Annotated in this window: 22 protein-coding genes; 9 read left to right on the forward strand and 13 right to left on the reverse strand. The window is 68.6% G+C overall.

The annotated features are described in order from the left end of the window. Nucleotides 1-58: 58 nt before the first annotated feature. Complete coding sequence (locus CFB47_RS28115; protein WP_089463570.1) at nt 59-1,711, reverse strand: DUF3459 domain-containing protein; 1,653 nt, start codon at nt 1,709-1,711, stop codon at nt 59-61. Between the two features lie 309 nt (nt 1,712-2,020). Here CFB47_RS28115 and CFB47_RS28120 point away from each other — a divergent pair, with 309 nt between their 5' ends. Both CFB47_RS28120 and CFB47_RS28125 read left to right on the forward strand, forming a co-directional pair. Beyond that, nucleotides 2,021-2,728 carry a class I SAM-dependent methyltransferase gene (locus CFB47_RS28120; RefSeq protein ID WP_089462955.1) on the forward strand — a complete coding sequence of 236 codons (708 nt, stop codon included), beginning with the start codon at nt 2,021-2,023 and terminating at the stop codon, nt 2,726-2,728. A 126-nt stretch (nt 2,729-2,854) separates the two neighbouring features. After that, complete coding sequence (locus tag CFB47_RS28125) at nt 2,855-3,523, forward strand: glutathione S-transferase (RefSeq protein WP_089457799.1); 669 nt, start codon at nt 2,855-2,857, stop codon at nt 3,521-3,523. A gap of 24 nt (nt 3,524-3,547) precedes the next feature. Here the strand turns inward: CFB47_RS28125 and CFB47_RS28130 are convergent, their stop codons facing one another. Further along, complete coding sequence (locus tag CFB47_RS28130; RefSeq protein ID WP_039360521.1) at nt 3,548-4,201, reverse strand: DUF1345 domain-containing protein; 654 nt, start codon at nt 4,199-4,201, stop codon at nt 3,548-3,550. Between the two features lie 139 nt (nt 4,202-4,340). Here CFB47_RS28130 and CFB47_RS28135 point away from each other — a divergent pair, with 139 nt between their 5' ends. Further along, nucleotides 4,341-5,072, forward strand: coding sequence for a metallophosphoesterase (locus tag CFB47_RS28135; RefSeq protein ID WP_089443009.1), 732 nt, complete (start codon nt 4,341-4,343; stop codon nt 5,070-5,072). 55 nt (nt 5,073-5,127) lie between these two features. On the opposite strand, the gene CFB47_RS28140 is transcribed toward CFB47_RS28135, so the two are convergent. Beyond that, nucleotides 5,128-5,823 carry an RES family NAD+ phosphorylase gene (locus CFB47_RS28140; protein WP_089462956.1) on the reverse strand — a complete coding sequence of 232 codons (696 nt, stop codon included), beginning with the start codon at nt 5,821-5,823 and terminating at the stop codon, nt 5,128-5,130. A 2-nt stretch (nt 5,824-5,825) separates the two neighbouring features. Then, on the reverse strand, nt 5,826-6,245 hold the full coding sequence (locus CFB47_RS28145; RefSeq protein ID WP_011355846.1) for an MbcA/ParS/Xre antitoxin family protein: 420 nt from the start codon (nt 6,243-6,245) through the stop codon (nt 5,826-5,828). Between the two features lie 234 nt (nt 6,246-6,479). On the opposite strand from CFB47_RS28145, the gene CFB47_RS28150 reads away from it, so the two are divergent. Then, nucleotides 6,480-7,262, forward strand: coding sequence for an ABC transporter substrate-binding protein (locus CFB47_RS28150; RefSeq protein ID WP_069251060.1), 783 nt, complete (start codon nt 6,480-6,482; stop codon nt 7,260-7,262). Between the two features lie 1,097 nt (nt 7,263-8,359). Then, on the forward strand, nt 8,360-8,746 hold the full coding sequence (locus tag CFB47_RS28165; protein ID WP_089462957.1) for a GtrA family protein: 387 nt from the start codon (nt 8,360-8,362) through the stop codon (nt 8,744-8,746). A 28-nt stretch (nt 8,747-8,774) separates the two neighbouring features. On the opposite strand, the gene CFB47_RS28170 is transcribed toward CFB47_RS28165, so the two are convergent. Together CFB47_RS28170 and CFB47_RS28175 are read right to left on the reverse strand one after the other, a co-directional pair. Next, nucleotides 8,775-10,256 carry a sigma-54 dependent transcriptional regulator gene (locus CFB47_RS28170; RefSeq protein WP_089457795.1) on the reverse strand — a complete coding sequence of 494 codons (1,482 nt, stop codon included), beginning with the start codon at nt 10,254-10,256 and terminating at the stop codon, nt 8,775-8,777. A 450-nt stretch (nt 10,257-10,706) separates the two neighbouring features. Further along, nucleotides 10,707-11,624 (reverse strand): metal-dependent hydrolase, encoded by a 918-nt coding sequence (locus CFB47_RS28175; RefSeq protein ID WP_089463571.1) that lies wholly within the window; start codon nt 11,622-11,624, stop codon nt 10,707-10,709. A gap of 581 nt (nt 11,625-12,205) precedes the next feature. On the opposite strand from CFB47_RS28175, the gene CFB47_RS28180 reads away from it, so the two are divergent. Both CFB47_RS28180 and CFB47_RS28185 read left to right on the forward strand, forming a co-directional pair. Then, nucleotides 12,206-12,547, forward strand: coding sequence for an FKBP-type peptidyl-prolyl cis-trans isomerase (locus tag CFB47_RS28180; RefSeq protein ID WP_011355854.1), 342 nt, complete (start codon nt 12,206-12,208; stop codon nt 12,545-12,547). A 34-nt stretch (nt 12,548-12,581) separates the two neighbouring features. After that, nucleotides 12,582-13,355 carry an AraC family transcriptional regulator gene (locus CFB47_RS28185; protein WP_089462958.1) on the forward strand — a complete coding sequence of 258 codons (774 nt, stop codon included), beginning with the start codon at nt 12,582-12,584 and terminating at the stop codon, nt 13,353-13,355. A 61-nt stretch (nt 13,356-13,416) separates the two neighbouring features. Here CFB47_RS28185 and CFB47_RS28190 read toward each other — a convergent pair whose 3' ends face one another. Next, nucleotides 13,417-13,860, reverse strand: coding sequence for a GNAT family N-acetyltransferase (locus CFB47_RS28190; RefSeq protein WP_089462959.1), 444 nt, complete (start codon nt 13,858-13,860; stop codon nt 13,417-13,419). A gap of 140 nt (nt 13,861-14,000) precedes the next feature. Between CFB47_RS28190 and CFB47_RS28195 the strand changes: the two genes are divergently transcribed. Beyond that, nucleotides 14,001-15,446 carry an MFS transporter gene (locus CFB47_RS28195; RefSeq protein ID WP_089462960.1) on the forward strand — a complete coding sequence of 482 codons (1,446 nt, stop codon included), beginning with the start codon at nt 14,001-14,003 and terminating at the stop codon, nt 15,444-15,446. 10 nt (nt 15,447-15,456) lie between these two features. Here the strand turns inward: CFB47_RS28195 and CFB47_RS28200 are convergent, their stop codons facing one another. Both CFB47_RS28200 and CFB47_RS28205 read right to left on the reverse strand, forming a co-directional pair. Continuing rightward, complete coding sequence (locus CFB47_RS28200; protein ID WP_089462961.1) at nt 15,457-16,392, reverse strand: hypothetical protein; 936 nt, start codon at nt 16,390-16,392, stop codon at nt 15,457-15,459. Between the two features lie 68 nt (nt 16,393-16,460). After that, nucleotides 16,461-16,931 (reverse strand): helix-turn-helix domain-containing protein, encoded by a 471-nt coding sequence (locus tag CFB47_RS28205; RefSeq protein WP_179250124.1) that lies wholly within the window; start codon nt 16,929-16,931, stop codon nt 16,461-16,463. A 154-nt stretch (nt 16,932-17,085) separates the two neighbouring features. Here CFB47_RS28205 and CFB47_RS28210 point away from each other — a divergent pair, with 154 nt between their 5' ends. Beyond that, complete coding sequence (locus tag CFB47_RS28210; RefSeq protein WP_089462963.1) at nt 17,086-18,321, forward strand: MFS transporter; 1,236 nt, start codon at nt 17,086-17,088, stop codon at nt 18,319-18,321. Nucleotides 18,322-18,459: 138 nt separating this feature from the next. Here CFB47_RS28210 and CFB47_RS28215 read toward each other — a convergent pair whose 3' ends face one another. From CFB47_RS28215 to CFB47_RS28230, 4 genes are read right to left on the reverse strand one after another with little or no spacing between them, the layout of a single operon-like run. Next, nucleotides 18,460-19,626 (reverse strand): glycosyltransferase family 4 protein, encoded by a 1,167-nt coding sequence (locus CFB47_RS28215; protein ID WP_089443021.1) that lies wholly within the window; start codon nt 19,624-19,626, stop codon nt 18,460-18,462. Further along, nucleotides 19,626-20,810: a glycosyltransferase family 4 protein gene (locus tag CFB47_RS28220; RefSeq protein WP_089457790.1), complete on the reverse strand. Its 1,185-nt coding sequence runs from the start codon at nt 20,808-20,810 to the stop codon at nt 19,626-19,628. The genes CFB47_RS28215 and CFB47_RS28220 overlap by 1 nt, the downstream gene beginning before the upstream one ends. After that, on the reverse strand, nt 20,807-22,273 hold the full coding sequence (locus CFB47_RS28225; RefSeq protein WP_089443023.1) for a glucose-6-phosphate isomerase: 1,467 nt from the start codon (nt 22,271-22,273) through the stop codon (nt 20,807-20,809). The genes CFB47_RS28220 and CFB47_RS28225 overlap by 4 nt, the downstream gene beginning before the upstream one ends. 10 nt (nt 22,274-22,283) lie before the next feature. Continuing rightward, nucleotides 22,284-23,423, reverse strand: coding sequence for a glycosyltransferase family 4 protein (locus tag CFB47_RS28230; RefSeq protein WP_089462964.1), 1,140 nt, complete (start codon nt 23,421-23,423; stop codon nt 22,284-22,286). Nucleotides 23,424-23,430 lie beyond the last annotated feature (7 nt).

A 23,430-nucleotide genomic window follows, 5' to 3' on the forward strand; every position in this document is an offset into this window, starting at 1 on the left:
TGCGGTGCAGCCGGGCGCAGATGCGCGCGGCCGCTCAAACGCTTGCCCGCTCACGTCGTCATGCGTTCAGGTTCGGACGCATGCCGCGCCACGCGCCGTCATCGATACGACGCGCATCGTGCGTGAGCGCATACCGGTTGACGTCACCCGTCAGCCACGCGACGAGCGCATACGGCGGCAACACCCCTTCATCGACCCGGTCGCGCGCACGCGCCGGCGTCTCGAACACGACTCGCCCTCGCGGCGCATCGAACGGCACCGCGTCGGGCGACAGGTTCAACGCGATCGTCAGCGTCTCGTCGTCGGCGAGCCGCCAGGATGCGAGCAGCGCGTCGGCATCGCCGTCGCCGTCCGACTTCAGCGCACGCGCCTCCTGCGGCCGGCAATCGGACAAGCGCGGCGCGATCAGCTTCGCGCGCACCGCGAGCGCCGACTGCACGAAATGCGCGCGATCGGCATCGCGTGCGGTTTCGTCGAAGATCAACGGGATCTGCGGCGTGAGCAGCGACAGCGCCAGTGCGGCCAGGCCGGCCGCCTGCCCGTGGTCGCCCTGCCCGCTGTCGTGCCACGCGCCATCGGACAGCACCAGCGACGTCAACGACAGCCCGCCGTCGGCAGCCATGCCTTCCCCCGACCCGGCCGGCTGGAACGCGGCTCCGGCCGCGGTCAGCGCGCGGGCGAGCGTGTGGATCGACTGGTGCGTGGAAATGCCTTCGTGGGCCGACGTATCGCGCCCCGTCAGCCGGTGCAGCGCGCGTTCGCCGCACCCGTTCCACTGCGCATCGAAATGGGTATCGGCAAGATGCGCCGGATGCCGCTCGCTGCCGAGGACCAGATGGATCAGGCGGTCGGCCGGCACGGCCGCGCGCACGCGATCCGCGATCTCGCGCAGCCACGACACGCCGATCCGGTCGGCTTCGCGCAGGCGCAGCCCGTCGCAACGGTACTCGTCGATCCAGTACAGCGCGTTGTCGCAGAAGAAATCGCAGACCTCCGGATGATCGAGCGCGAGCGGCGGCGCCTGGAGCGGATCGTCACGCGTATGGAAGAACGGCGCCGCGTAGTGGCGCAGCGCCTCGGTCCCGCTGCCGAAGCGCGCGTAGTCGAGTTCCAGCAGCACCGCGAGACCGTAGCCGTGCGCGTCGTCGATCAGCGCCTTCAGCGAGTCGGGGCCGCCTTCTGCCGCGAGCGGCGCGAACGGCAGGCTGTCGTGCGGCGACGCAAGCAGCTCCAGCGCGGTCACGCCGAGCCGCGCGAGTTGCGGCAGGCGCCGGCGCACGCCGTCGAAGCCGCCCACCGCGTGCGGGCGAATTGCATAGAGCGCGATGTCTTCCCATGCGCGCCCATGCCAGAACGTGTTGCGCCACGTGAACGCGCGCGGATCGATGACCTCGCTCGGGCCGTTGAGCCCTTCGGGTTGCGAGCGCGACGCGGGATCGGGAATCGATACCGCATCGTCGAGGCGATAGCGATAAAGCGCACCCGCACCGCAATCGGCAAAGACTTCGAACCAGTTCGTGCCGGCCGCCGTCATCGGGACGAGCAACGGGCCGAAGCCGGTATCGAGTTCGAGCTGGACCTGCGTGCTGCCCGGCGCCCACACGCGAAAATGCGTGCGCGGCGTCGCACCGAGCGCGCCACAGGGCTGGGCGCCGAACGGCAAGCAGTGAATGTAGTGCTGCGCATACGGATCGTGCGGACAATCGGACATCATGCGCTCCTCGTGCGTGCCGAGCGGCATGGCCGCGCCCGCGGGGCGCGGCGCATCGGGGCCCGGCATGCGACGGCCAGGCGGGGGGAGAGAAACGAGTATGCGCCGGATTCGCTACCGCGATACATCGCGCCCGGACATTTTTAAATACGAATCGACCCCGGGAAAACCCGCGATCCTGCCGGTCCCGCCGAGTCGGGTAGCAGTCGTACCGGAACGGCTGCTCGCCTTGTTGCACCGGCCGCGCACGCTTACGCTCTGCGCCATGCTCGCGGACACGACGTCCGCGCCCGACCCGAGGAACCTGCCATGTCGCTTCCCGCCAGCGCCGCCAAATTCGATCCGGCACGCGCGCACGAATACGCCGAGCAATCCCGCATCGCGCTCGCCGGCTACGATGCCTGCCACGAACTCACTGCGTGCATGCTCGCGTCGGCGATCGCGGTGCCCGACGCGCGGATCCTCGTCGCGGGCGCGGGCGGCACCGGGCAGGAAATCTGCGTGGCGGCCGCGCTCGAGCCGGGCTGGCAATTCACGGCCGTCGACCCGTCCGCGCCGATGCTCGCGCTCGCGCGCTCGAACGTCGAGGCCGCGGGGTTCGGTGCGCGCACGGCGTTCGTCGAAGACGGTGTCGACGCGTTGCCCGACACGCCCGCGTTCGACGGCGCGACGCTGATCGGCGTGCTGCACCACGTGCCCGGCGACGAAGCGAAGGCGGCGCTGCTGCGTGCGATCGCGCGGCGCCTGAAACCCGGCGCGCCGCTCGTGCTCGCCGGCAACCATCGCCGCTACGCGGACCACCCTCGCCTGCTCGACGCGTGGCAGCAGCGCTGGCGCATGAAAGGTGCGACGCCCGACGCGGTGCGCGCGCAACTCGCGAAGATCCTGCAGGGCGCCGATCCGCCCGCGTCCGAGGAGGCCGTGTTCGGCCTGCTGCGCGACGCGGGCTTCGATGCGCCGCTGCGCTTTTTCGCGAGCCTGTTCTGGGGGGCGTGGATCGCGGTGCGGCGCGCGTGATGGAGCGGGGGCGGCCGGCCAAACGCGGCCGGCCAGGCGCCGTTCGTCACGGCGCGCAGCGCGTTTCGCGTACGCGCCCTACATGCTGGGTATGATGTCGTTCCCGCCCCCACTCCCAGCGTCGACATGCTCACCGTCCATCACCTGAACAACTCGCGCTCGCAGCGCGTGCTCTGGCTGCTCGAAGAACTGGATGTGCCGTACGAGATCGTGCGCTACGCGCGCGATCCGAAGACGATGCTCGCGCCGCCCGAATTGCGCGCGATCCATCCGCTCGGCAAGTCGCCGGTCATCACCGACGAAGGCCGCACGTACGCCGAATCGGGCGCGATCACCGAATACCTGGTCGAACGCTACGGCAACGGGCGCCTGGCGCCGCCGCCCGGCACGCCCGAGCGGCACGACTTCACGTACTGGCTGCATTACGCGGAAGGGTCGGCGATGCCGCCGCTGCTGCTCAAGCTCGTCGCGCTGCGGATCGCACACGCGCCGATGCCGTTCTTCGCACGGCCGATCGCACGCAAGATCGCCGACACGCTGCAATCGAGCTTCGTCGATCCGCAGATCGCCCTGCATCTCGGCTATGTCAACGACTCGTTGAGCCGCACCGGCTGGTTCGTCGGCGACGGTTTCAGCGCAGCCGACATCCAGATGAGCTTTCCGCTCGAAGCCGCGACCGCGCGCGGGGGCGGCAGCCGCTATCCGGCGATCGCACGATTCCTCGATGCGATCCACGCGCGGCCCGCGTACCAGCGGGCGCTGGAACGCGGCGGCCCGTACGACCTGCTCAAGTAACGCCGTGGATGACCTGGGCCGGCATCAGCTCAGCAGGCCCGCCGCGACGTTGATCGACAGCCCGAGCACGGCCATGTTGAAGTAGAACGACAGGATCGACTGCGCGAGCACCGAGCGCCGCGCGGAGCGGTTCGTCATCGACACGTCGGCCGTCTGCGACGCGACCGCGATGGTGAACGCGAAATACAGGAAATCCCAGTAATCGGGCTCCGGGCTCCGGTCCGGGAAACGAAGCGCGCGGTCGTTGCCGGGCGAGCCGTAATAGAGGCGCGCATAGTGCAGCGTGAAAATCGTCGGAATCATGAACCACGCGCCGAACAGCGTCGCGCCCGTGATCGCGTAGTGGCTGAGCCCCGCGCGAAAGCCGACGCTTTTGACGGTCGCGAGCTCGATCGCGATCGCGGCCACGCTCGCGACGGTCGCAAGGGACACGATGGTCAGCACGGTCGTCGCGTTTTCGTCCTCGCGAATCGCGATGTCGCGCACCTGGTCATGATGCGCGGTGACCATGCGCACCCACATCAGCGCGAGATACAGCCAGACCGCGCAATCCCAGCCGATCAGCGCCCGTACGGTCGGACGCAGCGGAAACGGCAGCAGTACCGCGCACAGCAAGCCGGCGACGAACGCCGCGACCATGCGCGGCCGGTTGCGTAATACCTGCGGATAAATCGTCATCATGTGATTCCGAAAGCGAATGGAAAGGATTCGGCCGGCGCGCGGGACTGCCCGCCGCGCCGCACCGGCGGGTATTGTCCCGATTATCGCCATTCCATCGTGACGTGGCGATGGGGGCGCAAGCGCCTAAGATATTGGGATGACTGCCACCGCCCCCCTCTGCCGCCATCCGGCGAACACGGTCGGCCGCGACTTCGTCGTCGGCGACCTGCACGGCTGCGTGGATGTGTTGCGCGCGCTGCTGCACGACATCCGCTTCGACCCGGCCCGCGACCGCCTGTTCTCGGTCGGCGACCTCGTCGATCGCGGCCCGGCCTCCGAAACCACGCTCGACCTGCTCGACCGCCCGTGGTGCCACGTCGTGCGCGGCAATCACGAGGAAGTGCTGAGCCTCGTGGCGCGCGGCAAGCTGTCGCCCGACGCGTGGCGCGGGATCGGCGGCGACTGGGGGGCCGACCTGCCGCCGGAACGGCTGCACGCGCATGCGGCACGCATCGACGCGCTGCCGCTGGTGCGCGTGATCGGCGACGGCCCCGGGCGCTTCAACGTGCTGCATGCGGAATTCTTCGGCTCGGACGCCGATCTCGACACGGGCAGCTATGCGCACGACGTGCGCGAGCGGCTGATCTGGGGCCGCGATCTCGTCCAGGGGCTCGCCGATCCCGCGCGGCAGGCCGGGCTGTCGCTGACCTGCACCGGGCACACGCCGGTGCGCGCGCCGCAGCGGATCGGCGCGCAGTGGTTCATCGACACGGGCGCGTTCGCGCCGGCCGGGCGGCTCACGCTCGCCGAGCCGCGCACCGGGCGCACCTGGTCGATGACGCAGGCCGAGGCACGCGAACGCCATGCGGGCGACTGGCCGCTGCCCTGAGGCGGCTGATATGCGCTGATAGATGCTGATAGGTGCTGACGCCCGCGAGCGGGCCCTAGCCGACCTGGTTCAGTTCGAACACCGCATCGACGGCTGAGCCGTTCCAGTTGTATTCGAGGTAGGCCGCGTGATGGCAGTCGCGCAGCAGCGTGGTGCGGAACGCCGCCAGGCACTCGCCGCGCGGGTCGCGCACCGACGGATAGACGATCCCCGCGCCGCCCGCATTGCGCACCGCGCGACCGAGCGCCTGCCCGGCGCTGTAATCGAGCGGATGCAGCAGCGCCGGATCGCGTTTCGGCCACACGCGTATGTCGGCCACGTCGCCCTGCGCGATCACCGTATAGAGCCGCATCTGCTGGCGCATCGGCGGCTCCTTCGTCGCGTCCAGGAACAGCGCGCTGTGATACCGCGTTTCGGCGATCGCCGTATCGCGCGAACGCGCGCAGTAGAACACGCCATAGCTGCCGTCGGAAAAGCGGCTGCCTTGCGGATTCAGGTGCGTGAACGCGGCCATGATCGGCCCCCAGCCCTGCCCGTAGCGGCGCTCGGCGGGCGGCACGAGGTCGAGCGCGCCGACTTCGTTGCGGATGCGGTCGTTGGTCAGCGATTCGAGTGCATAAAGCGCGTCGAAATCGTCCGCCGAGGCCACGCGGTCGAACAGGTTGATCGCCGGGAAGCGGGTGGGGATCACGCGATAGGCTGGCGTCCAGTCGACCGTGGTCGTGGGCCATTGTTGTGCTTGGATCGGCATGGTCACGCCCAGCCACCCCGCATCGCGTCGAGATATTGCCGGACGGCGACCAGATCGCCGACGTTGCCGGCGAGCATCCGGTCGAGTGCGCGCTTGCCGCCGAACGGCGCCGCGTCGTTCGGCCGCTTGACCCACGCATCGGCCGCGGCCGGCTGCGGCAGCAGGATCTGCAGTGCCTTGTAGATGCCGAGCAACAGCGATAGCCGTTCGAGCGTATCGCGCGGCAGCCGCGCCGATTCCGGCGTGGCCTTCCACTTGAAGAACGTCGAACGGCCGGGCGACCCGAGCAGCACGATCTGCTCGTCGATCGTCAGTTCCCAGTCGCGCGCGATGTTGAAAAACGCGCGCAGGCCGGCCGCCGACATCTGCGCGACCGAGGCCTGCGGCGGGGCGGAGTGCGATTCATAGGCGGGCTGTGACATGATCGTTAGTCTCGAAACGAATTTACTAACAAGATTAGTCCATTTTCGTATTTTTGCAAGGGTCGAGACCGCCGATCGATCCGCTCTTCCGACAAAAACGATATTTTTTGTCCATTCTGGACTCTTATTTTATTTTCTGCGTTAATGACCGTGCGGACACCGCGCGCAGACGCGGTTCGTATCCGTGAAACCGTGTCGCACAGAACCCGGAAGCACCCCGCCAAGGAACGCACCATGAAGAGACTGATTGCCGCTGTTTCGATCGCCCTGCTCGCGGTATCCGCAGGCCCCGCCGTCGCGAAGGACTGGACCACGATCCGCTTCGGCACCGACGCCAGCTACGCGCCGTTCGAGTCGAAGGCGCCCGACGGCAAGCTCGTCGGCTTCGACATCGACCTCGGCAACGAGATCTGCGCGCGCCTGAAGGCGAAATGCGTGTGGCTCGAGAACGATTTCGACGGGATGATTCCGGCGCTGAAGGCAAAGAAGTTCGACGCGGTGCTGTCGTCGATGTCGATTACGCCGCAACGTGCGCAGCAGATCGGCTTCACGACGAAGATCTACAACCAGCCGACGCGGCTCGTCGTGAAGAAAGGTTCGCCGCTGCTGCCGACGGCCGAATCGCTGAAGGGCAAATCGATCGGTGTCGAACAGGGCACGACGCAGGAAACGTATGCGAAGGCGTACTGGGGCAAGCAAGGCGCGAACGTCGTGTCGTACCAGAACCAGGACGGCGTGTACGCGGACCTGACCTCGGGCCGCCTCGACGCGGCACTGCAGGATGAAGTGCAGGCGGCCATCGGGTTCCTGAAATCGCCGCGCGGCGCGAACTACACGTTCGTCGGCCCCGAACTCGTCGACGAGAAGGTGCTCGGCATCGGCGCCGGCATCGGGCTGCGCAAGGAGGACACCGACCTGAAGGCGAAGATCGACGGCGCCATCCTCGACATGGTCAAGGACGGCACCTACAAGCGGCTCGCGTCGAAGTACTTCGACTTCGACATCTACGGCGGCTGAAACGGCGTCGCGCGCGTACGGGTGCCACTCCCGTCGCGCGCGTCCGACCGCCCCTCCCCTCACCACCGGACGGCACCGGCATCACGCCGTGTGCCGTCGCATCGAATGCTTCATCCTTCGCACACATCGCACGACGCTGCAAATTTCATTCGGATTGCAGATCGATCGTTCGCGGGGACGATGCCTCGCGCGAACGGATAACGTGCGGCTTCCGTCAGTAGGCGAAGACCGGGCGTCGAGGGACCGGCGCCCGTGTGCACATGCCCTTGCGAATCGGGTTCGCGTGCAGGAAAGTACCGACCCGGCGCGGATGGCCGGCAATCAGCCGGATGCGCCTCGCACCGGGCGCGGAGAGATGGCCTGTCGATGCATGCCGGCCGGCTGCAAGAACGGCGTTCGACCGGCGATGCTCCGAATCACTGCGATCGCGGCCTGCCGGCCGCGGCGTGTGGCGATCGATCATTTTTCTTCCCCGTTTCAATCTGATGGTTGTTCCGGCAACCGGACGAGACCGGTGCCCCGACGATCAGGCGACGACACGCCGTGCTCGCCGGAACGCAGCTGTCGTGCCGCGCTCCGCCGCCGCATCCCCGCGGACCATGTCCAGGCCGGTACTGACAGGTTCGCTGCCGAACCGGATGGACCGTGCATCGTCGACTTTCGCACGCCCACTGTCGCAAGGAGCGGGCCAGCGTCGCGCGAGCCCGTCCGGACAAGGCGTCGCCCCGGCAGCGTGGTGGCTGGAACGGGGGCGGAAGGCGGGAAGTTACGAAACTGAAACACGCGGCGCGCGGCCTGCGCCGGCGGTGTCGCGGCCCTGCCTTGCCGGATAAGGCTGAACAATGCGGCGCGACATTTTTACCGACGGGTAGCCTGCCGTTCACCCGATTTGCCGCGGCAATTTGCGTGGCAGCCGAGACGAAAATGTTTCATGCGCTTTACATGGCGCGGGCGGCATGGGCGCCGCAGGTTGTCCGCACATCCATCGGCCGGCGGCATCGCCATACTGCGAAACCGGTGCGCGTCACGTTTGCGCCGGCGCCCTTCGCCGGCGCGTGGCGCACGCCCCCGCCCCATCACCCGAACGACCGCACCCGATGATCCGCACCCTCTATACCGCCGAACGCGCCAGGCTGATTCGCTTCGGGGTGTCGGGCGTCGGTTCGACCGCGCTGCATGCGCTGATCGCGGCCGCGATGTTCGCGTTGTTCGACGCGACGCCGGTGAGCGCGAACGCGAACGCGGTCGCGTGCTCGACCGCGTTCTCGTCTCTCGCCAACACGCTGTGGAGTTTTTCGTCGCCGGTGACGTGGGGCAACTTCGTGCGCTTTCTCGCCATCGCGATGGCCGGCCTCGGCATGACGATGCTGCTGGCGCACGGCACCGGGACGCTCGGCCTCGCCCAAGCGTGGAGCATCGTCGCGGTCGTGCCGTGCATGCCGCCGGTCACGTTCGTGCTGCCCCGGCTCTGGACCTATCGCTGAACCGGTTCACGCGTCACGCGTGCGCCGCTCAGCCGACCCGCTGATGCCCCGTGTCGCCGGACGGCGCGCCGTCGTGCCCGCCGTTGTCGCCGTTGCCGCCGTTGTTGTCGTGATCGTTCAGCCCGTGCTCGATCATCATCCGGTAGAGCGTCACGCGTGAAATGCCGAGTTCGGCCGCGGCCTTGTTGATGCGGTGATCGTTGCGCAGCAGCGCATTCTCGATCGCGGTGCGCTCGGCGAGCGCGCGTGCCTGTTCGAGCGTCACGGGTTCGGTTTCGCCCGGCGTCTCGAGCCCGAGATCGTGCGGCGTCAGCAGCCGGCTCTCGGCCATCACGATCGCGCGCCGCACGCGGTTGATCAGCTCGCGCACGTTGCCCGGCCATTCGTAGCGGCGCATCGCATCGAGCGCGGCCGACGTGAAGCCGCTGATCTTGCGGCCGCTGTCGGACTTGAATTTCTGCAGCACGTAGTGCGCGAGGATGTCGATATCCTTGCCGCGCGCGCGCAGCGGCGGCTCGTGGATGCGCAGCACGCACAGGCGGTGATAAAGGTCAGCACGGAAGCGCCCGGCCTCGACCGCGCCGTCGAGATCGACGTGGGTGGCCGAGATGATCCGCACGTCGACCGGAATCGATTCCTGGCCGCCGAGCCGCTCGATCTTCCCTTCCTGCAGGAAACGCAGCAGGCTCGCCTGGCTTTCGACCGGCATGTCGCCGATTTCGTCGAGAAACAGCGTGCCGCCGTTCGCCGATTCGATCCGGCCCGCGCGCCGCTGGTTCGCGCCGGTGAACGCGCCGCGCTCGTAGCCGAACAGTTCCGACTGCAGCAGGTGATGCGGAATCGCGCCGCAGTTGATCGCGATGAACGGCCCCTTGCCGCGGCCGGAGCGCTCGTGAATCGCGAGCGCCGTCAGCTCCTTGCCGGTGCCCGACTCGCCGGAGATGAACACGCTCGCGTCGGTCTTCGCGACCTTGCGGATCGTGCTGAACAGCTGCTGCATCGCCTCGCAGTTGCCGATCATCCCGTGTTCGCCGATCGACGCCGCATAGGCCGCGCCATCGACGCGATCGAGCGCGGCCATCCCGCGCGCATGGCCGAGCACGTGCGAAATCCATTCGTAGGGCAACGGGAGGGTCACGTAATCGAAGCAATAGCTGCGGATCAGTTCGCGCACCGCGGGGCCGATCGTGATGCCGGCCTGCGCGATGGAAATCCAGCCGATCGACGGCTGGCTCAGGCACGCCTTCAGCGCGGGATAGTCGCGCGACGTGAACCCGGTGAAATCGACCAGGCCAGCGGCGACGCTCACGCCGGAGGTCATGTTCTGCGCGGCGCCGGCCGTCTTCGCGACCGCGATTTCCCAGCCGAGCCCGCGCAGTTGCGCAAGCAACGGCTCGTCGGGCGAACGCATGATCACGAACAGCTTGCGTCCGTCCTCGGGCGCGGTGACGGACACATGCGACATCTCGGGCACCGCATGCCCGTTTGCGTCAGGTGACCTAGCAACCATCGTTGTTCCCCGCTTCGCGTTGGTATCGCGCCGGCTCGCCGTCGCACGCGACGGACCTTGGTCGAACCGACATATTGGCCGCATTTCCGTCCGAATAAAATCCCCCCGTGCAGGAATCGCGCGTGAGGTGGACATTGTCATGAACGGTATATCGATGCGGCCGGCGCGCGGCTAGATGGGTGTTATCCCGGTGGCGTGCGCGGCGGAACCCCTGAACGGGGGGCTGCGCGGCGCGCAAAGCCGCGCCGGTGCTGGCGCATGGCGTTCCCGGGGGATGCGGCGCACACCGGATCGGCTGACCCGCGCATGCGTGCACAACCGGTCGACGAGCCCGCGGGGCACCCACGCCGCCGGTTCGAATTGATTTGGGTCAATCGTCAGAGGAAGCCGGCTGATGCACGAACGCAACATGCGCGGCCCGATGCCGCGCATGCCGGCGCAGCGACGGTCTCAGCGGCCCGATGCGAGGGGCGCAGGCGCGTTGGCGCGGCCGCGGCCGGCCGGTGCGCCGCCCTGTTCGCCGTAGGTGGCGGCGAGCGCATCGACCCGCGCCAGATGGTGGTGATTGTCGTGATCCCACGGATGGAAGCCCGGCCGGAAAAAGCTCAGCCATTCGCCGGCGATGCGCGGGAACAGCCCCCGGCGCGGCCCGTACAGGAACGCGATCATCCGCAGCATGCCGCGCACGTGATGGCCGGCGCCGCGATCGCGCCACAGCAGCGTCGCATGCATCAGGAACACGGTCGGCCAGAACGTCAGCGTCGTCAGCAGATACACGCCGATGCGGATCAGGTAACGACGCAGCCCCGGTTCCATCGCGGTGTTCCATACGTCGAACGACACGGCCTTGTGCTCGGTTTCCTCGAGCGCGTGCCAGATCCACATCTGGCGATAGCCCTCGACCGAGCCGTCGAGTCGCGTCGGGTCGCGCAGCAGCCAGTCGGCGAGCATCGCCGTGTAGTGCTCCGCCGCGACCGTATGCGCGAGCTGCACCGAATGCGGCAGCTTGCGCTTCATGTAACCGAGCACCGTCCACACGCGCTTGTCGAGCTTGCGCGCGGGCAGCCGGTTCGCCTGCATCAGCTCGTTGTACTCGATGTGCTCGCGCGTGTGCATCGCCTCCTGGCCGATGAAGCCGAGCACCTGCTGCTTCAGCACGGGATCGTCGATCCGGTCGCGGTAGTTGCGTACCGAATCCATGAAGAAACGCTCGCCGGCCGGAAACAGCAGCGACAACGCGTTGAAGAAATGGGTCACGTGCGACCCGAGGCCATGCCAGTCCTTCGCGCGTTCGACCGGCAGGTCGAAGCGCAGGTCGCGGCGCACCGGCATGATCCCGGCTGCGGTGACGGAAGCGGCTGACTTCATGTTCATCGTTCTCCTGGTTCCGGCGCGGCCCGGCGCGTCGTCGGACGCAGCCGGCGCAGGCCCGGGCGGCGCGTCGCGCACCGCCAAAATCTTGACATCGACAGCTGTAAAGATAGGCCGCCCGCGGCGGCGCACGCAAGCCGCGCGGTAGATGCGCGCTTCCAAACAGGGCACGGTCGAACAGGCGGAAAAAACGGCGCTCGAACAGCGTCCGGACGAGGCGGGATTCGAACGCGCGCGGCGGCTCGCGAGCGCTACGCACGGCGCCGTGCAGTGTCACGTCGACGGCCTGAAAGCCTTGTGCGGCGGGCGTTTCATGGAAATCGGCGACGCCACGCGGTACGCTGCGGCACGCCCCGGTAGCACCGATTCATACACGCGTCGCACTCGCGCGGTGCAACCGCGGTCGCGGGGCACGCGCAAAATTCAAACGCGCGTTCCATTTGCGTTTCGGACGATCGCGGCCACGGCGGCCCGCCGCCGCCCGCGACACACGTGCGAGCGGCCGACAGCCACCAGCGGCGGCCCGTTGCGCGCTCGCCTACAATAGCGGTTTTACCCATCCTTTTTCAGGAGAAGTCATGTCTGTCATCACGACCGAATCGGGCCTCAAATACGAAGACCTGACCGAAGGCACCGGCGACGTAGCGCAAGCCGGCCAGACCGTCAGCGTCCACTACACGGGCTGGCTGACCGACGGTCAGAAATTCGATTCGAGCAAGGATCGCAACGACCCGTTCGCGTTCGTGCTCGGCGGCGGCATGGTCATCAAGGGCTGGGACGAAGGCGTGCAGGGCATGAAGGTCGGTGGCGTGCGTCGCCTGACGATCCCGCCGCAACTCGGCTACGGCCCGCGCGGCGCAGGCGGTGTGATTCCGCCGAACGCCACGCTCGTGTTCGAAGTCGAACTGCTCGACATCTGACACCGCACGCGAGCCGCCGCCTGACGCCTGCCCCATGGCACACCTTTCGTCCCCCACCATCGCGCTGCAACGCTACGACACGCTCGAAGCGTCGGACGTGCACGACTTTCACCAGATCGTGCTCGGCATCGACGGTGCGATGGTGATGGCGGTGGACGGCGTCAGCCAGCGGCTCGACCGGCACGGCGCGTGGCTGGTTCCGGCCGGCGCGCGCCACGATTACGCGGGCCTCGGCGAGAACCGCCAGCTCGTGCTCAATCTGCCACTCGCGTCGCTCGCGGTGCCGCAGCGGCTGTTCGACAGCGCGCGCGCCGTGGCGATCGATCCGGCACTGACGTCGCTGGTCGCGCAGATCGCGGCCGCCGCCGCGCAACTCGACGCCCCCGCCGACGACGCGCGGCACGCGGCCGCGCACCGTTTCCAGTGGCAGGCCGCCGCGCGGCTGTGCGGCGCGCTGCTCGACGAACGCGCGATCGCCGCACCTGCCTCGGGCCTCGATTTCGCGCGCATCGACCGCTGGCTGCGCGCACAGCTCGACGAGCCGCTGCGCATCGCCGATCTCGCCGCGCACTGCGGCTACGGGATGCGTCGCTTTCATCAACTGTTCGTCGACGCGTTCGGCGAAACGCCGCATCGCTACCTGCAGCGGCTCAGGCTCGACGCCGCTGTGATCCTGCTCGCGGACGGCCGGTATCCGCTCGTCGACATCGCCGGGATGGTCGGCTTCGCGGATCAAAGCACGTTCACCCATGCGTTCACGAAGCGCTTCGGCGTGGCGCCGGGACGCTGGCGCGGCGAGCGGCATTGAACGGCCAGACGTCGCCGGTTTTTCTGCGACAGCGGCTACGCCGCGTGCTCGCGCGGCGGCATTACGGCCGGACGAGCTTCGACAACCGTTGTCCGTCCCGCATGAAGCCGTGCCGCGCGTAAAAGCGGTGCGCGTCGAGCCGAAGGTCGCCGCTCGTCACCTCCAGTTTCACGCACCCCGTCGACTCGAACCAGATGTGCGCCGCCGCGATCAGTGCGCCGCCGACACCCTGCCCGCGACAGCCTTCGTCGACGACCAGACTGGTGATACGCCCGAGATTGCCGTGCGCGTGAAATAGCGCAAGCGCATGCAAGCTGATGCAGCCCACCACGCTGCCCGCGACCGTCGCGACCAGGATGCGGTCGACCGCGCTCGGCAGCAGGGCTGCCAGTTTGCCGCGGATCATCGCGGGGGTCGCATCGTAGCCAAGCTGGTGCATCAGTCTTGCGATGTCGGCGTGATCGGCGATCTGCGCGTCGCGCGTCATCAGGTTCGAGGAAGTCATCCGGATGGGCCTGTCGAAAGTCGATGTGCGGTGGCAGGCACGAGCCGCCGCAGTGCCATGTTAATCGCCGTGCACGGGCACGTATCGACGCTTCACGTTCCGCTGAAACATTGCATGTCCGTCGCGCCTACGATTGACGCATGGATACGACCGCCCCCACGCCCGCTTTCCCGCCCGCGCTCGCCCGCGTCGTCGCGACCGTCAGCACCGGTTTCGTCGTGACGCAGCTCGACGTGACGATCGTCAACATCGCACTCGCGCATCTCGCCGGCGACCTGCACTTGCCGGTCGCCGGCCTGCAGTGGGTCGTCGACGCATACACGCTCGCGTTCGCGGTACTGATGCTGTCGAGTGGCGCGCTCGGCGACCGCTTCGGCGCGCGGCGCCTGTACCTCGCCGGCCTCGTGCTGTTCGCGTTGGCGTCGCTCGCGTGCGGCGCCGCGCGCGCGCCGGCGATGCTGATCGCGGCGCGCGCGCTGCAGGGCGTCGGCGCCGCGGCGATGCTGCCCAATTCGCTCGCGCTGCTCAACGACGCGTGCCGGCACGACCCGCACCTGCGGGCGCGCGCCGTGGGCGGGTGGACGGCGGCCGGCTCGATCTCGATCGCGGCGGGCCCGGTGGTGGGCGGCGTGCTGATCGCGGCATGGGGCTGGCGCGGCATCTTCCTCGTGAACCTGCCGCTGTGTGCGGCCGGGCTGGCGGCGGCGTTCGCCTGGATCCCCGCGCGTGGTACGGCGGCGCCGGCCGCAGCGTCCCGTTCCATCCGCGCACTCGACCTGCGCGGCCAGTTCATCGCGATCGCGATGCTGACCGCGCTGACCGGCGCCGTGATCGAATGGCGGCCGCTCGGCTTCACGCATCCGGTCGTCGTCGGCGGCTTCGCGCTGGCCGCCCTCGCCGCGCTCGCGTTCGTCGCCGTGGAAGCGCGCACGGCCACGCCGATGCTGCCGCTCTCGCTGTTCCGCCATCGCACCTTCAGCGCGGCCGTGCTGTTCGGGATCTGCGTGAACCTCACGTACTACGGCACCGTGTTCGTGCTCGCGCTGTACCTGCAGCGCGCACGCGGCGAATCGGCGCTGCAGGCGGGCCTTGCGTTCCTGCCGCTGACCGGCGGCTTCCTGCTGTCGAACCTCGCCAGCGGGCGCGTCGTGGCGCGTCACGGCCCGCGTGTGCCGATGCTGGCGGGTGCGCTCGTCGCCGCGCTCGGCTACGGGTCGCTGCATTTCGTCGACGCGTCGACGCCGCTGGCCGCCCTGCTCGTGCCGTTCCTGCTGATTCCGACCGGCATGGGCTTCGCGGTGCCGGCGATGACGACCGCCGTGCTCGCATCGGTCGCGCCCGAACGGGCAGGCATCGCGTCGGCCGTGCTGAATACCGCACGGCAGGCCGGCGGCGCGATGGGCGTGGCTGCGTTCGGCGCGCTCGCCGGCGGTGGCGGCGCGGCGCAGGTCGTGAGCGGATTGCGGATCGAAACGGCCGTGTCGGTTGCGCTGCTCGTCACCGCCGCGTTGCTCGCGACGCGGGTGCAGCCCGATGCGCATCGCGGCGCGTCGTCCGCGCGTCAGGTCGTGACGGCGGCCGATTGAACAGATGCGGTCATGCGTCGCCTGGGTCGCGCTGGATCAGGTGACGCCAAGGAAACACGTTGTCCTTGAAATGGCTCACGTAGCCACCGGTGCCGGCCTGGATCACCATCAACGACAAGCGCGGATGCAGGGCCTGCAGCGCGTCGAGCGCTTCCCGATCGAGGCAGGTATTTCTCAGTGTCAGCGTGTGGAGCCGCTGGCCAGCGGGGCTCTTCAGCAAGCGCTCGTAGGCGTCGAACGACGTCACGCTGCCGGCGTCGCGCTCGCGCTTCCACGTCGAATGCAACGCGGTCGATTCCGAGAAATCGAGCCAGCCGAGCGACGACAGGTTGTCGCTGCCGGCCAGATGCTCGATGAACTGCTGCGTGTCATCTCCGCCACCGATGCGCAGCCGCTCGAGATGCGCAAGCGGTACGTCGAAGAAATGCGCGTCGGGCGCATTCGGCACCGTCAGCTCGGTGAGAAACGGCGCCTTCGCGGCAAAGCGGGCAATCTCGCCGCCCTCCTGCATGATCAGGCCGCGGCGCACGATCATCGACTGGTTGTGATCGGCCGGCTCGGTCGGCCGCACATACAGCGAGCGCAGCATCGGGAAACGCCCATCCGAATCGAGCAGCGGACCGAAATCCCATTCGCGCGAGCCGTTGGCGCCTTCGTCCAGACCGCTGAACGCGAGGTCGGTGACGAGATCCGCGACGTCCCGCTCTGCAAGGCATTGCAGCGTCCAGTCGAACGGTTCGTCCCACGCGCCGCCGAAGTACCGGACATGCAGCCCGGCCCGCATCGGCGCGATGGTGACGTGGTTGAAATCGGTCGGCCACAACGGCTCGGCCGGATCGGAATGATCGCGCCCGTCCTCGGCGCCCTCGCGCTCGCAGTAGTCGTGGATGCGACGCTGCAGGTCGAGCAATCGCCGATAGCCGGCGGAATCCAGCGGGTGGGACATGGCAATGCGGCTCCGGTCAACGACGATCGCGACAGTCTATCCGACGGTGCGGCCATCGCACATGACGCTCACTGACGCGTCTTGCCGGCGTCGTCGCCGACCTTCCTCACGACCGTCTCGGCCGCCGTCAAAGGCCGGCCGTCGTCATGCCGCAGCGCGAGCTTGCGGACCGCGCGCCCCGTGCCGCGGTCGACCAGCACCGAATGCGGCTCGCCGCGCGCGAACAGGTTCGCCTCCCCCCACTGCCTCAGCATCACGATCACCGGAAACAGCCCTTCGCCCTTTTTGGTCAGCACGTACTCCTGATACGCGGTGCCGTCGGACGCCGGCACGACGTCGAACACGCCGGCGTCCACCAGCATCTTCAGCCGGTCGGACAGGATGTTGCTCGCGACGCCGAGGCTCGTGCGGAAATCGCCGAACCGGCGCACGCCGTCGAACGCATCGCGCACGATCAGCAACGCCCAGCGATCGCCGACGATATCGGTCGCCCGCGCCACCGGGCACGGCGAATCCGCAAGACTTTTCTGCCTGGCCATGTTCCTCTCCGCAATCTTGCCGGCCGCCTTCGCGGCAATGCCGGCCATCCGTGCGCGGACATTTCGCCCGCCGCACAACAGGTTGCATTTTAAAACTACTTTTCCTACACTCCACACCAGTTTCAATTTGCAACTATATTGTGCGAGGGAACCGATGGCGTCTTCCTGTCAATCCGGCACCGTTACATCGAACGCGCCGGCACACGCCGCGCATCCGGCCGACGGCGGCCGCCTGTCCGCGGCGCGCGTCGCGTTGCTGGCCGTCTGCTGCGCGGCCAGTGTCGCGAACGTCTACTACGCGCAGCCGCTGCTCGATTCGATCGCACGGGATTTCGGCGTGTCGCAGGCGGCCGTCGGCGGCGTCATCACCGCGACGCAGCTCGGCTGTGCGCTCGCGCTGCTGTTCGTCGTGCCGCTCGGCGACCTGCTGAACCGCAAGCGCCTGATCACCGTGCAGCTACTGCTGCTGACGGCGGCCTGCATCGGCGTCGCCGCCTCGTCGACGCGCATCGCGCTGCTGGCCGGGATGGTCGCGGTCGGGCTGCTCGGCACCGCGATGACGCAAGGGCTGATCGCGTGCTCGGCCGCGCTCGCGGGCGCCGGCGAACGCGGGCGCGTGGTGGGCGCCGCGCAGGGCGGCGTCGTGGTCGGGTTGCTGGCCGCGCGCTCGCTGGCCGGCGTCGTCACCGACATCGCGGGCTGGCGGGCGGTCTATCTGGTGTCGGGCGCGCTCTCGATCGCGATGCTCGTCGTGCTGTCGCGGCTATTGCCGGACGAGAACGGCCCGCGCGAGCGCGTCGGCTACGCGGCGCTGCTGCGATCGATGGTGTCGCTGCTGCGCGATGAACGCGTGCTGCGCGTGCGTGGCGCGATCGCGCTGCTGATGTTCGCGGCCTTCAGCATCTTCTGGAGCGCGCTGGTGCTGCCGCTGAGCGCGCCGCCGCACGCGATGTCGCATACGCAGATCGGCGCGTTCGGCCTCGTCGGCGCGCTGGGCGCGGCGGCGGCCGCCCGCGCGGGCCGGCTCGCCGATCGCGGGCGCGGCGAAACGACGACCGGCGCCGCGCTCGCGCTGCTCGCGTGCGCATGGCTGCCGCTCGCGTCCGGCGATACGTCGATTGCATGGCTGATCGTCGGCATCGTGCTGCTCGACGTCGGCGGACAGGCCGTCCACGTGGTCAACCAGAGCATGATTCTCGGCGCGCGGCCCGATGCGCATGCGCGCCTCGTCGGCTGCTACATGCTGTTCTATTCGGCCGGCAGCGGGCTCGGCGCGATTGCGTCGACTATGATGTATGCGCGCGCTGGATGGGCAGGCGTCTGCATGCTCGGCGCGGCCGTGAGCGTGGCGGCGCTTGGCGTGTGGGCCGCCACGCTCAGGCGCGCGTGACGCGTGCCGGCGCCGTGTAGCGGAGAGAGAAGAAGGCCGGCCCGCCCGCTACGGGCGGCCGGCACGTGAACCGGCCATGCACGCACGCGCGCCGGTTCGGCGTTCGGTTCGGCACACAGGTCGCGCGCCGCGGCGCACTTAACCTGCCGCCTGGATCGCCTCTTCATACACGCCGGCCACGCGCCGCGCGATCACCGCGTTGTCGAAATGGTCACGTGCATAACGCTTGCACGCGGCTTCGTCGGGCAGCGTGATCGCACCCGACAACGCGGCGCCAAGCCCTTCCGCGATCGCGTCCGCGCCCGTGGACGGCAGCACGAGATCGTCGGACAGCCCGGCCACCGCCTCCGGCAGCCCGCCCACCGGCGTGACCAGCACCGGCGTGCCGGATGCGAGCGATTCGACGGTGATCAGCCCGAAGCCTTCGAGCGCGACCGTCGGCACGACGCTGACCGTCGCCGCGCGGTACAGCGCCGCGAGATGGTGGTCGGGCACGAAGCCGAGCAGCTTCACGTTGTCCTGCAGCCCGGCGGCATCGATGCGCTGCTGCAGTTCCTCGCCGATCTTGCCCTTGCCGGCGATCAGCAGCAGCACGTCCGGGTGACGGTGCTTGAGGAGACCGATCGCGTCGATCAGGTCCTCCAGCCCCATGCGCCGCACGAGCCGACGCACGGCCAGCACGATCGGCCGGTCCTGCGGCAGTTGCAGCTTGTGCCGCGCCTCGGCCGGCGTGAGCGGCGTATCGAACTGCGCGGTATCGACGCAGCCGGGAATCACGCGCACGCGCGACGGATCGATCCCGTAGCGGTTCGTCAGGATCTGGCCGAACGCCTGCGACAGCACGATCAGCCGCGACGAACGCGTATAGACCGCCTGTTCGAGATAGCGCTTCGCGCGCTGGCCGAGCGACGCGGCGCCCTCGACCTGGCTTTCGTCGGCCCACGGCCCCTGGAAATGCGACACCTGCGGAATCCCGCGCGTGACGTCGAGGCCCGGGAACGTGTACAGCGCGAAGTGCGACGAGATCACGTCCGGCCGCTCGCTGCGGATCTCCTCGCGCAGCGCGCGCCGCGCGGCGAGCATCCGGCGTGCGAGCGACTCCGATGCGGGGCCGAAGCCCTGGATCGCGCCGTCCGTGTCGTCGGCGACCTTCGGCGAGCCGGCGACGAGCCCGCGCACCTCGACGCCCGCGCCCGGCAGCGCACCGACGAGCGAGTAGTACATCCGGTCGAGGCCGCCCGCGCGTTCGGGGAACCAGTGCATGCCGATTTGCAACGATTTGATCGGCCGGGAAGAGTGGGACATCACGTTTGCTCCTGCGTGACTGCATGCTCGGCCCGCTCGAAAGCGGACGGCTGCGTGGGTTGGCCGATGCGCCGGTAAAGCGCGACATACTGGGCGCCCATGTGCGCCCAGCCGAAACGGGTCATCAGTTCGCGGGCCGCTTCGCCCATCGTGCGACAGGTGTCGCGCGATGCCGCGAGCGAACCGATTGCCTGCGCGAGCGCCGCCGGATCGTCCGGATCCTCCAGCACGATCCCGCATTCGCGCGTGATGATTTCCGCGCCGCCCGCCGTGCGCGCGGTGACGACCGGCAGCCCGGCCGCCATCGCCTCGAGCAGCGACAGGCTCATCGCTTCGTAGCGCGACGGGAACACGTACGCGTCGACCGAGCGCATCAGCGTCGGCATGTTTTTAACCAGGCCGAGGAAATGCACGCGCGAATCGATGCCGAGCGCGCGCGCCTCCTCCGGATACGGGCTGCCGGGCAAGTAGCCGGCCACCGCCAGGTGCACGTTCGCCGGCAGCTTCGTCAGCGCCTTCAGCACGGTGCCGAGGTTCTTGCGCGGCGTGCGCAGGTCGCCGACGAACAGCAGCAGGAACGCATCGTCCGGCAGCTTGAATGCCGCCCGGTCGGCCTGCGCCCCCGCGAACGCGCTGGCGTCGACACCGTTGTAGATCACGCTGATCTTGCGGCTGTCGATGCCGAGCCCGGCGATCTCGTCGGCCACCTTCTGCGACACGGCCGTGATCGCGCGCGAACGGCGGTACGCCCAGCGCTCGAGCGTGGTGTTCACACGCGTATAGACGTACTGGTAGGCCGACCACAGCCCCTTCGTCGGCCCGAACGGATAGTACGGACTCTTGAACCAGCCGCCGTGCACGAAGTGCGCGGTATTCACGTCGGCCTTGATCCACGAAATGAAGCCGTTCACGTGCAGCACGTCGTACTCGCTGCGGTGCGATCGCAGCCACGCCGCGCTCTTCAGCGCGAACACCTGCTGCTTGACGAGATTCGACGGCCAGAAGCCGCCGACCTTCACGGGCACCCAGCGCACGCGCGGGTCGGCCAGCAGCTCGGGCGCGACATGCGACGCGACCAGCGTGACCTCGTAGTTTTCGGCCAGCGCCGCGCGCGCGATTTCGTAATTGACGCGGCCCTGCCCGTCGTTATGTCGCACGACGTGCGTGACGATCGCGATTCTCAATGGTCGCCTCCCCGTAAACGCGCGGCGGCCAGCAGGCGTTGTGCCTTTTGCCAGTGCGCCGCGGAAAGAATCGAAAAAATGGCCGTGAACATCAGCAGGCCGCCCGTGCCGATCAGCGAGTTCGTGAACACGAGCATCGCGAAGGTCGACAGGCACAGGCTCAGGCACGCGCCGACGAACTTGTCCTTGCGCAGCTTGAACGCCGCGCGCAGCGTGCGGCCGAACAGCATCACGACGCCCGAGAGGTACAGCAGCGTGCCGGGCCAGCCGAGCACGAACGGCACGTTCATCACGCCGCTGTCGAAACTGCCGTACTTACCGAGCTCGCCGCTGTCGCTCGACAGCTTCGTGGATGCACCCGTCGCGCCCATCCCTTCGCCGGCGACGTCGGTGAACGCCGTCTGCGCGAAGGTGGCGTAGAACTTGTTGCGGTCGTCGTAGCTGCGGTCGTCCTTCAGGTTCGTGATCGACTGCAGGCGCGCGCCGAGCCGGTCGGCCACCGGCCCGACGGTCAGCAGCGGCACGCACAGGCCGACCAGCACGACGCCGCTGATCAGGATCCGCATCCGCACGCGGTTGTTCGACTGCGCGAGCTGGATCGCGAGCGCGATCACCCAGCCGCCCCACGTCGAACGCACGAGACACAACGCGAACGACACGAAGCCGGCCGCCCCGGCGAACCAGCGGATCTTCTGCGGCGCCGCGAGCACGAACACCAACGCGCCCATCATCGCGAACGCGAACGGCCCCGACGAGTTCATCGTGCTGAACACGCGCACGCCATACGGCACCGGCTCGCCCTGCGAGCCCATGTCGGAACCGATCATCCACAGCACGTCCCACTGCGGCATCACGAAGTACTGCACGATGCCGTACAGGCCCATCACGAGCATGCCCCACATGAACGTGGACAGCAGCACGTCGCGGTACTCGGGATAGTCGCGTGCGTTGACCATGATGTGAAAGCCGATCAGCACCGGGTACACCCAGTTCGCGAGGTCGTAGGTCGCGGCCATCACGCCGCTCGACACGATCCCGACGAGGTACGCGTACGCGAGCCCGAACAGCATCAGCAGGATCGGAATCCCGCGCCGCTGCGCGAGCACGCGGTAATGCCGGATCAGCCCGAGGCCGGCGATCATCGTCACCGCGAGCGGCGCGACCTGGATCAGGCTCGTCGGCGTGAACGCGCCCTTCGACCAGTCGGCGAGACGCCGCACTTCCGGGCTCAGGAACCACACCCACCACATGAAGCCGACGTAGCGCGCCGGACTCTTGAAATACAGCCATAGGCCGACCGCGATGGCCAGCACCGGAAACGCGAGCGTCAGCACCTTGCCCTGGTGAATGGCGATCAGCGCGGCCGTGAACGTCCACAGCCCGGCCTGCCCGACCCAGTGCTTCGGCTCGGGAAGCCAGTTGCGTTTGCGCGACGGTGCGCGTTCGGCGGCAATCGTACTCATCGATCCGCTCTCAGCGCGACGACGGGCGCGAATCCGCGAGCGGCATCGCGAGGCCCGCGGCAGCCGGCGTGCGGCGCCGGCGCAGCATGTCGCGCGTGATCCGCACGTGCTGCTCGGCGAACGCCTGCGTGGTCAGGTCACGGTCGCGCAGGCACGCGGCGGCGGCCTGCGCGCAGGCGAGCGCCGCGACCGGATCGGCCACGAAGCGATCGGCGGCCTGGCGCATCGCCTGCGCGTCGAACGCCGGCACATAGGCGGCCGTATCGTGCGGAAAGTAGTCGCTGAGCCCGCCGACATCCGACACGATCATCGGCTTGCCGACGGCGGCGGCCTCGAGCATCACCGTGATGCCCGACGCATGGAAGTTCGGCCGCAGCGGCACGACGATCACGTCGGCCCACGCGTATAGCTCGTGCTGCTTCGCGAGCCCCGACGCCGAGCCGATCTTCACGTTCGGCGCATGCCACTCGCGCGGCACGCGGCGGCGCGTCGCGAGCCGCACGTCGTAGCGCTCGTCGCCACCGAACGCGGCGAGGAACGTGCGCCAGTCGCGATCGCGATCGTTGCCGATCGCCGCGATCCGCAGCGGCCGGTTCGGTTGCCATTGCCGCGGCTCGGTGATCGGGAAATCCTGCGTGTTCAGCCCGTAGTAGACGAACTCGGCGTCCCGGCCGAGAAAGCGGCGGCACAGCTCGGCGTTGTCGCGGGCCAGCGTGGTCAGCGCGTCGGCGCGCGCGATCAGCTTGCGGTACAGCCAGCGGCGCGGGCCGCCGAAGCTGTTCCACTTGTCGAACAGCCACACGCTCTGCGCGAGCAGCAGCGGGCGCTTGCCCTGCGCGCCGGCGAGCTTCAGGATCAGCGCAGCGGCCAGGTGCTCCTGTTCCGTGTGCGTCCAGATCACGTCGGTGTTCAGCAGCGCGGCGCGGTTGCGCCACGCATGCACGACGTCGAAGCCGAGCGCCGCCTTCAGCGCGCGGCGCGCGAGGCTGGCGACGCGGTTCTCGCCGCCGTCCTGCGAATAGGTCAGCCGGAATTCGTCGGATTCGGCATGGTGATAGCCGTACAGGCAGCCGATGTTCTCGCCTTTCCGGTAGGTACGCGGATCGGCGCCGTAAAACAGGTGAACGTGGACCTTGGTTGCCGTAGTCATTCAAGCC

It is taken from the genome of Burkholderia sp. AU27893 (assembly GCF_002223205.1).
Classification (GTDB): Bacteria; Pseudomonadota; Gammaproteobacteria; order Burkholderiales; family Burkholderiaceae; genus Burkholderia.

What these genes read in the sequence shown, in the direction of transcription:
- CFB47_RS28135 (WP_089443009.1), top strand. Translation starts at nt 4,341, where the DNA reads ATGACTGCCACCGCCCCCCTCTGCCGCCATCCGGCGAACACGGTCGGC.
- CFB47_RS28150 (WP_069251060.1), top strand. Translation starts at nt 6,480, where the DNA reads ATGAAGAGACTGATTGCCGCTGTTTCGATCGCCCTGCTCGCGGTATCC.
- CFB47_RS28230 (WP_089462964.1), bottom strand. Translation starts at nt 23,423, where the DNA reads ATGACTACGGCAACCAAGGTCCACGTTCACCTGTTTTACGGCGCCGAT.
- CFB47_RS28205 (WP_179250124.1), bottom strand. Translation starts at nt 16,931, where the DNA reads ATGGCCAGGCAGAAAAGTCTTGCGGATTCGCCGTGCCCGGTGGCGCGG.
- CFB47_RS28215 (WP_089443021.1), bottom strand. Translation starts at nt 19,626, where the DNA reads ATGTCCCACTCTTCCCGGCCGATCAAATCGTTGCAAATCGGCATGCAC.
- CFB47_RS28175 (WP_089463571.1), bottom strand. Translation starts at nt 11,624, where the DNA reads ATGAAGTCAGCCGCTTCCGTCACCGCAGCCGGGATCATGCCGGTGCGC.
- CFB47_RS28170 (WP_089457795.1), bottom strand. Translation starts at nt 10,256, where the DNA reads ATGGTTGCTAGGTCACCTGACGCAAACGGGCATGCGGTGCCCGAGATG.
- CFB47_RS28145 (WP_011355846.1), bottom strand. Translation starts at nt 6,245, where the DNA reads ATGTCACAGCCCGCCTATGAATCGCACTCCGCCCCGCCGCAGGCCTCG.
- CFB47_RS28165 (WP_089462957.1), top strand. Translation starts at nt 8,360, where the DNA reads ATGATCCGCACCCTCTATACCGCCGAACGCGCCAGGCTGATTCGCTTC.
- CFB47_RS28200 (WP_089462961.1), bottom strand. Translation starts at nt 16,392, where the DNA reads ATGTCCCACCCGCTGGATTCCGCCGGCTATCGGCGATTGCTCGACCTG.
- CFB47_RS28120 (WP_089462955.1), top strand. Translation starts at nt 2,021, where the DNA reads ATGTCGCTTCCCGCCAGCGCCGCCAAATTCGATCCGGCACGCGCGCAC.
- CFB47_RS28115 (WP_089463570.1), bottom strand. Translation starts at nt 1,711, where the DNA reads ATGTCCGATTGTCCGCACGATCCGTATGCGCAGCACTACATTCACTGC.
- CFB47_RS28140 (WP_089462956.1), bottom strand. Translation starts at nt 5,823, where the DNA reads ATGCCGATCCAAGCACAACAATGGCCCACGACCACGGTCGACTGGACG.
- CFB47_RS28125 (WP_089457799.1), top strand. Translation starts at nt 2,855, where the DNA reads ATGCTCACCGTCCATCACCTGAACAACTCGCGCTCGCAGCGCGTGCTC.
- CFB47_RS28185 (WP_089462958.1), top strand. Translation starts at nt 12,582, where the DNA reads ATGGCACACCTTTCGTCCCCCACCATCGCGCTGCAACGCTACGACACG.
- CFB47_RS28180 (WP_011355854.1), top strand. Translation starts at nt 12,206, where the DNA reads ATGTCTGTCATCACGACCGAATCGGGCCTCAAATACGAAGACCTGACC.
- CFB47_RS28210 (WP_089462963.1), top strand. Translation starts at nt 17,086, where the DNA reads ATGGCGTCTTCCTGTCAATCCGGCACCGTTACATCGAACGCGCCGGCA.
- CFB47_RS28130 (WP_039360521.1), bottom strand. Translation starts at nt 4,201, where the DNA reads ATGACGATTTATCCGCAGGTATTACGCAACCGGCCGCGCATGGTCGCG.
- CFB47_RS28225 (WP_089443023.1), bottom strand. Translation starts at nt 22,273, where the DNA reads ATGAGTACGATTGCCGCCGAACGCGCACCGTCGCGCAAACGCAACTGG.
- CFB47_RS28195 (WP_089462960.1), top strand. Translation starts at nt 14,001, where the DNA reads ATGGATACGACCGCCCCCACGCCCGCTTTCCCGCCCGCGCTCGCCCGC.
- CFB47_RS28190 (WP_089462959.1), bottom strand. Translation starts at nt 13,860, where the DNA reads ATGACTTCCTCGAACCTGATGACGCGCGACGCGCAGATCGCCGATCAC.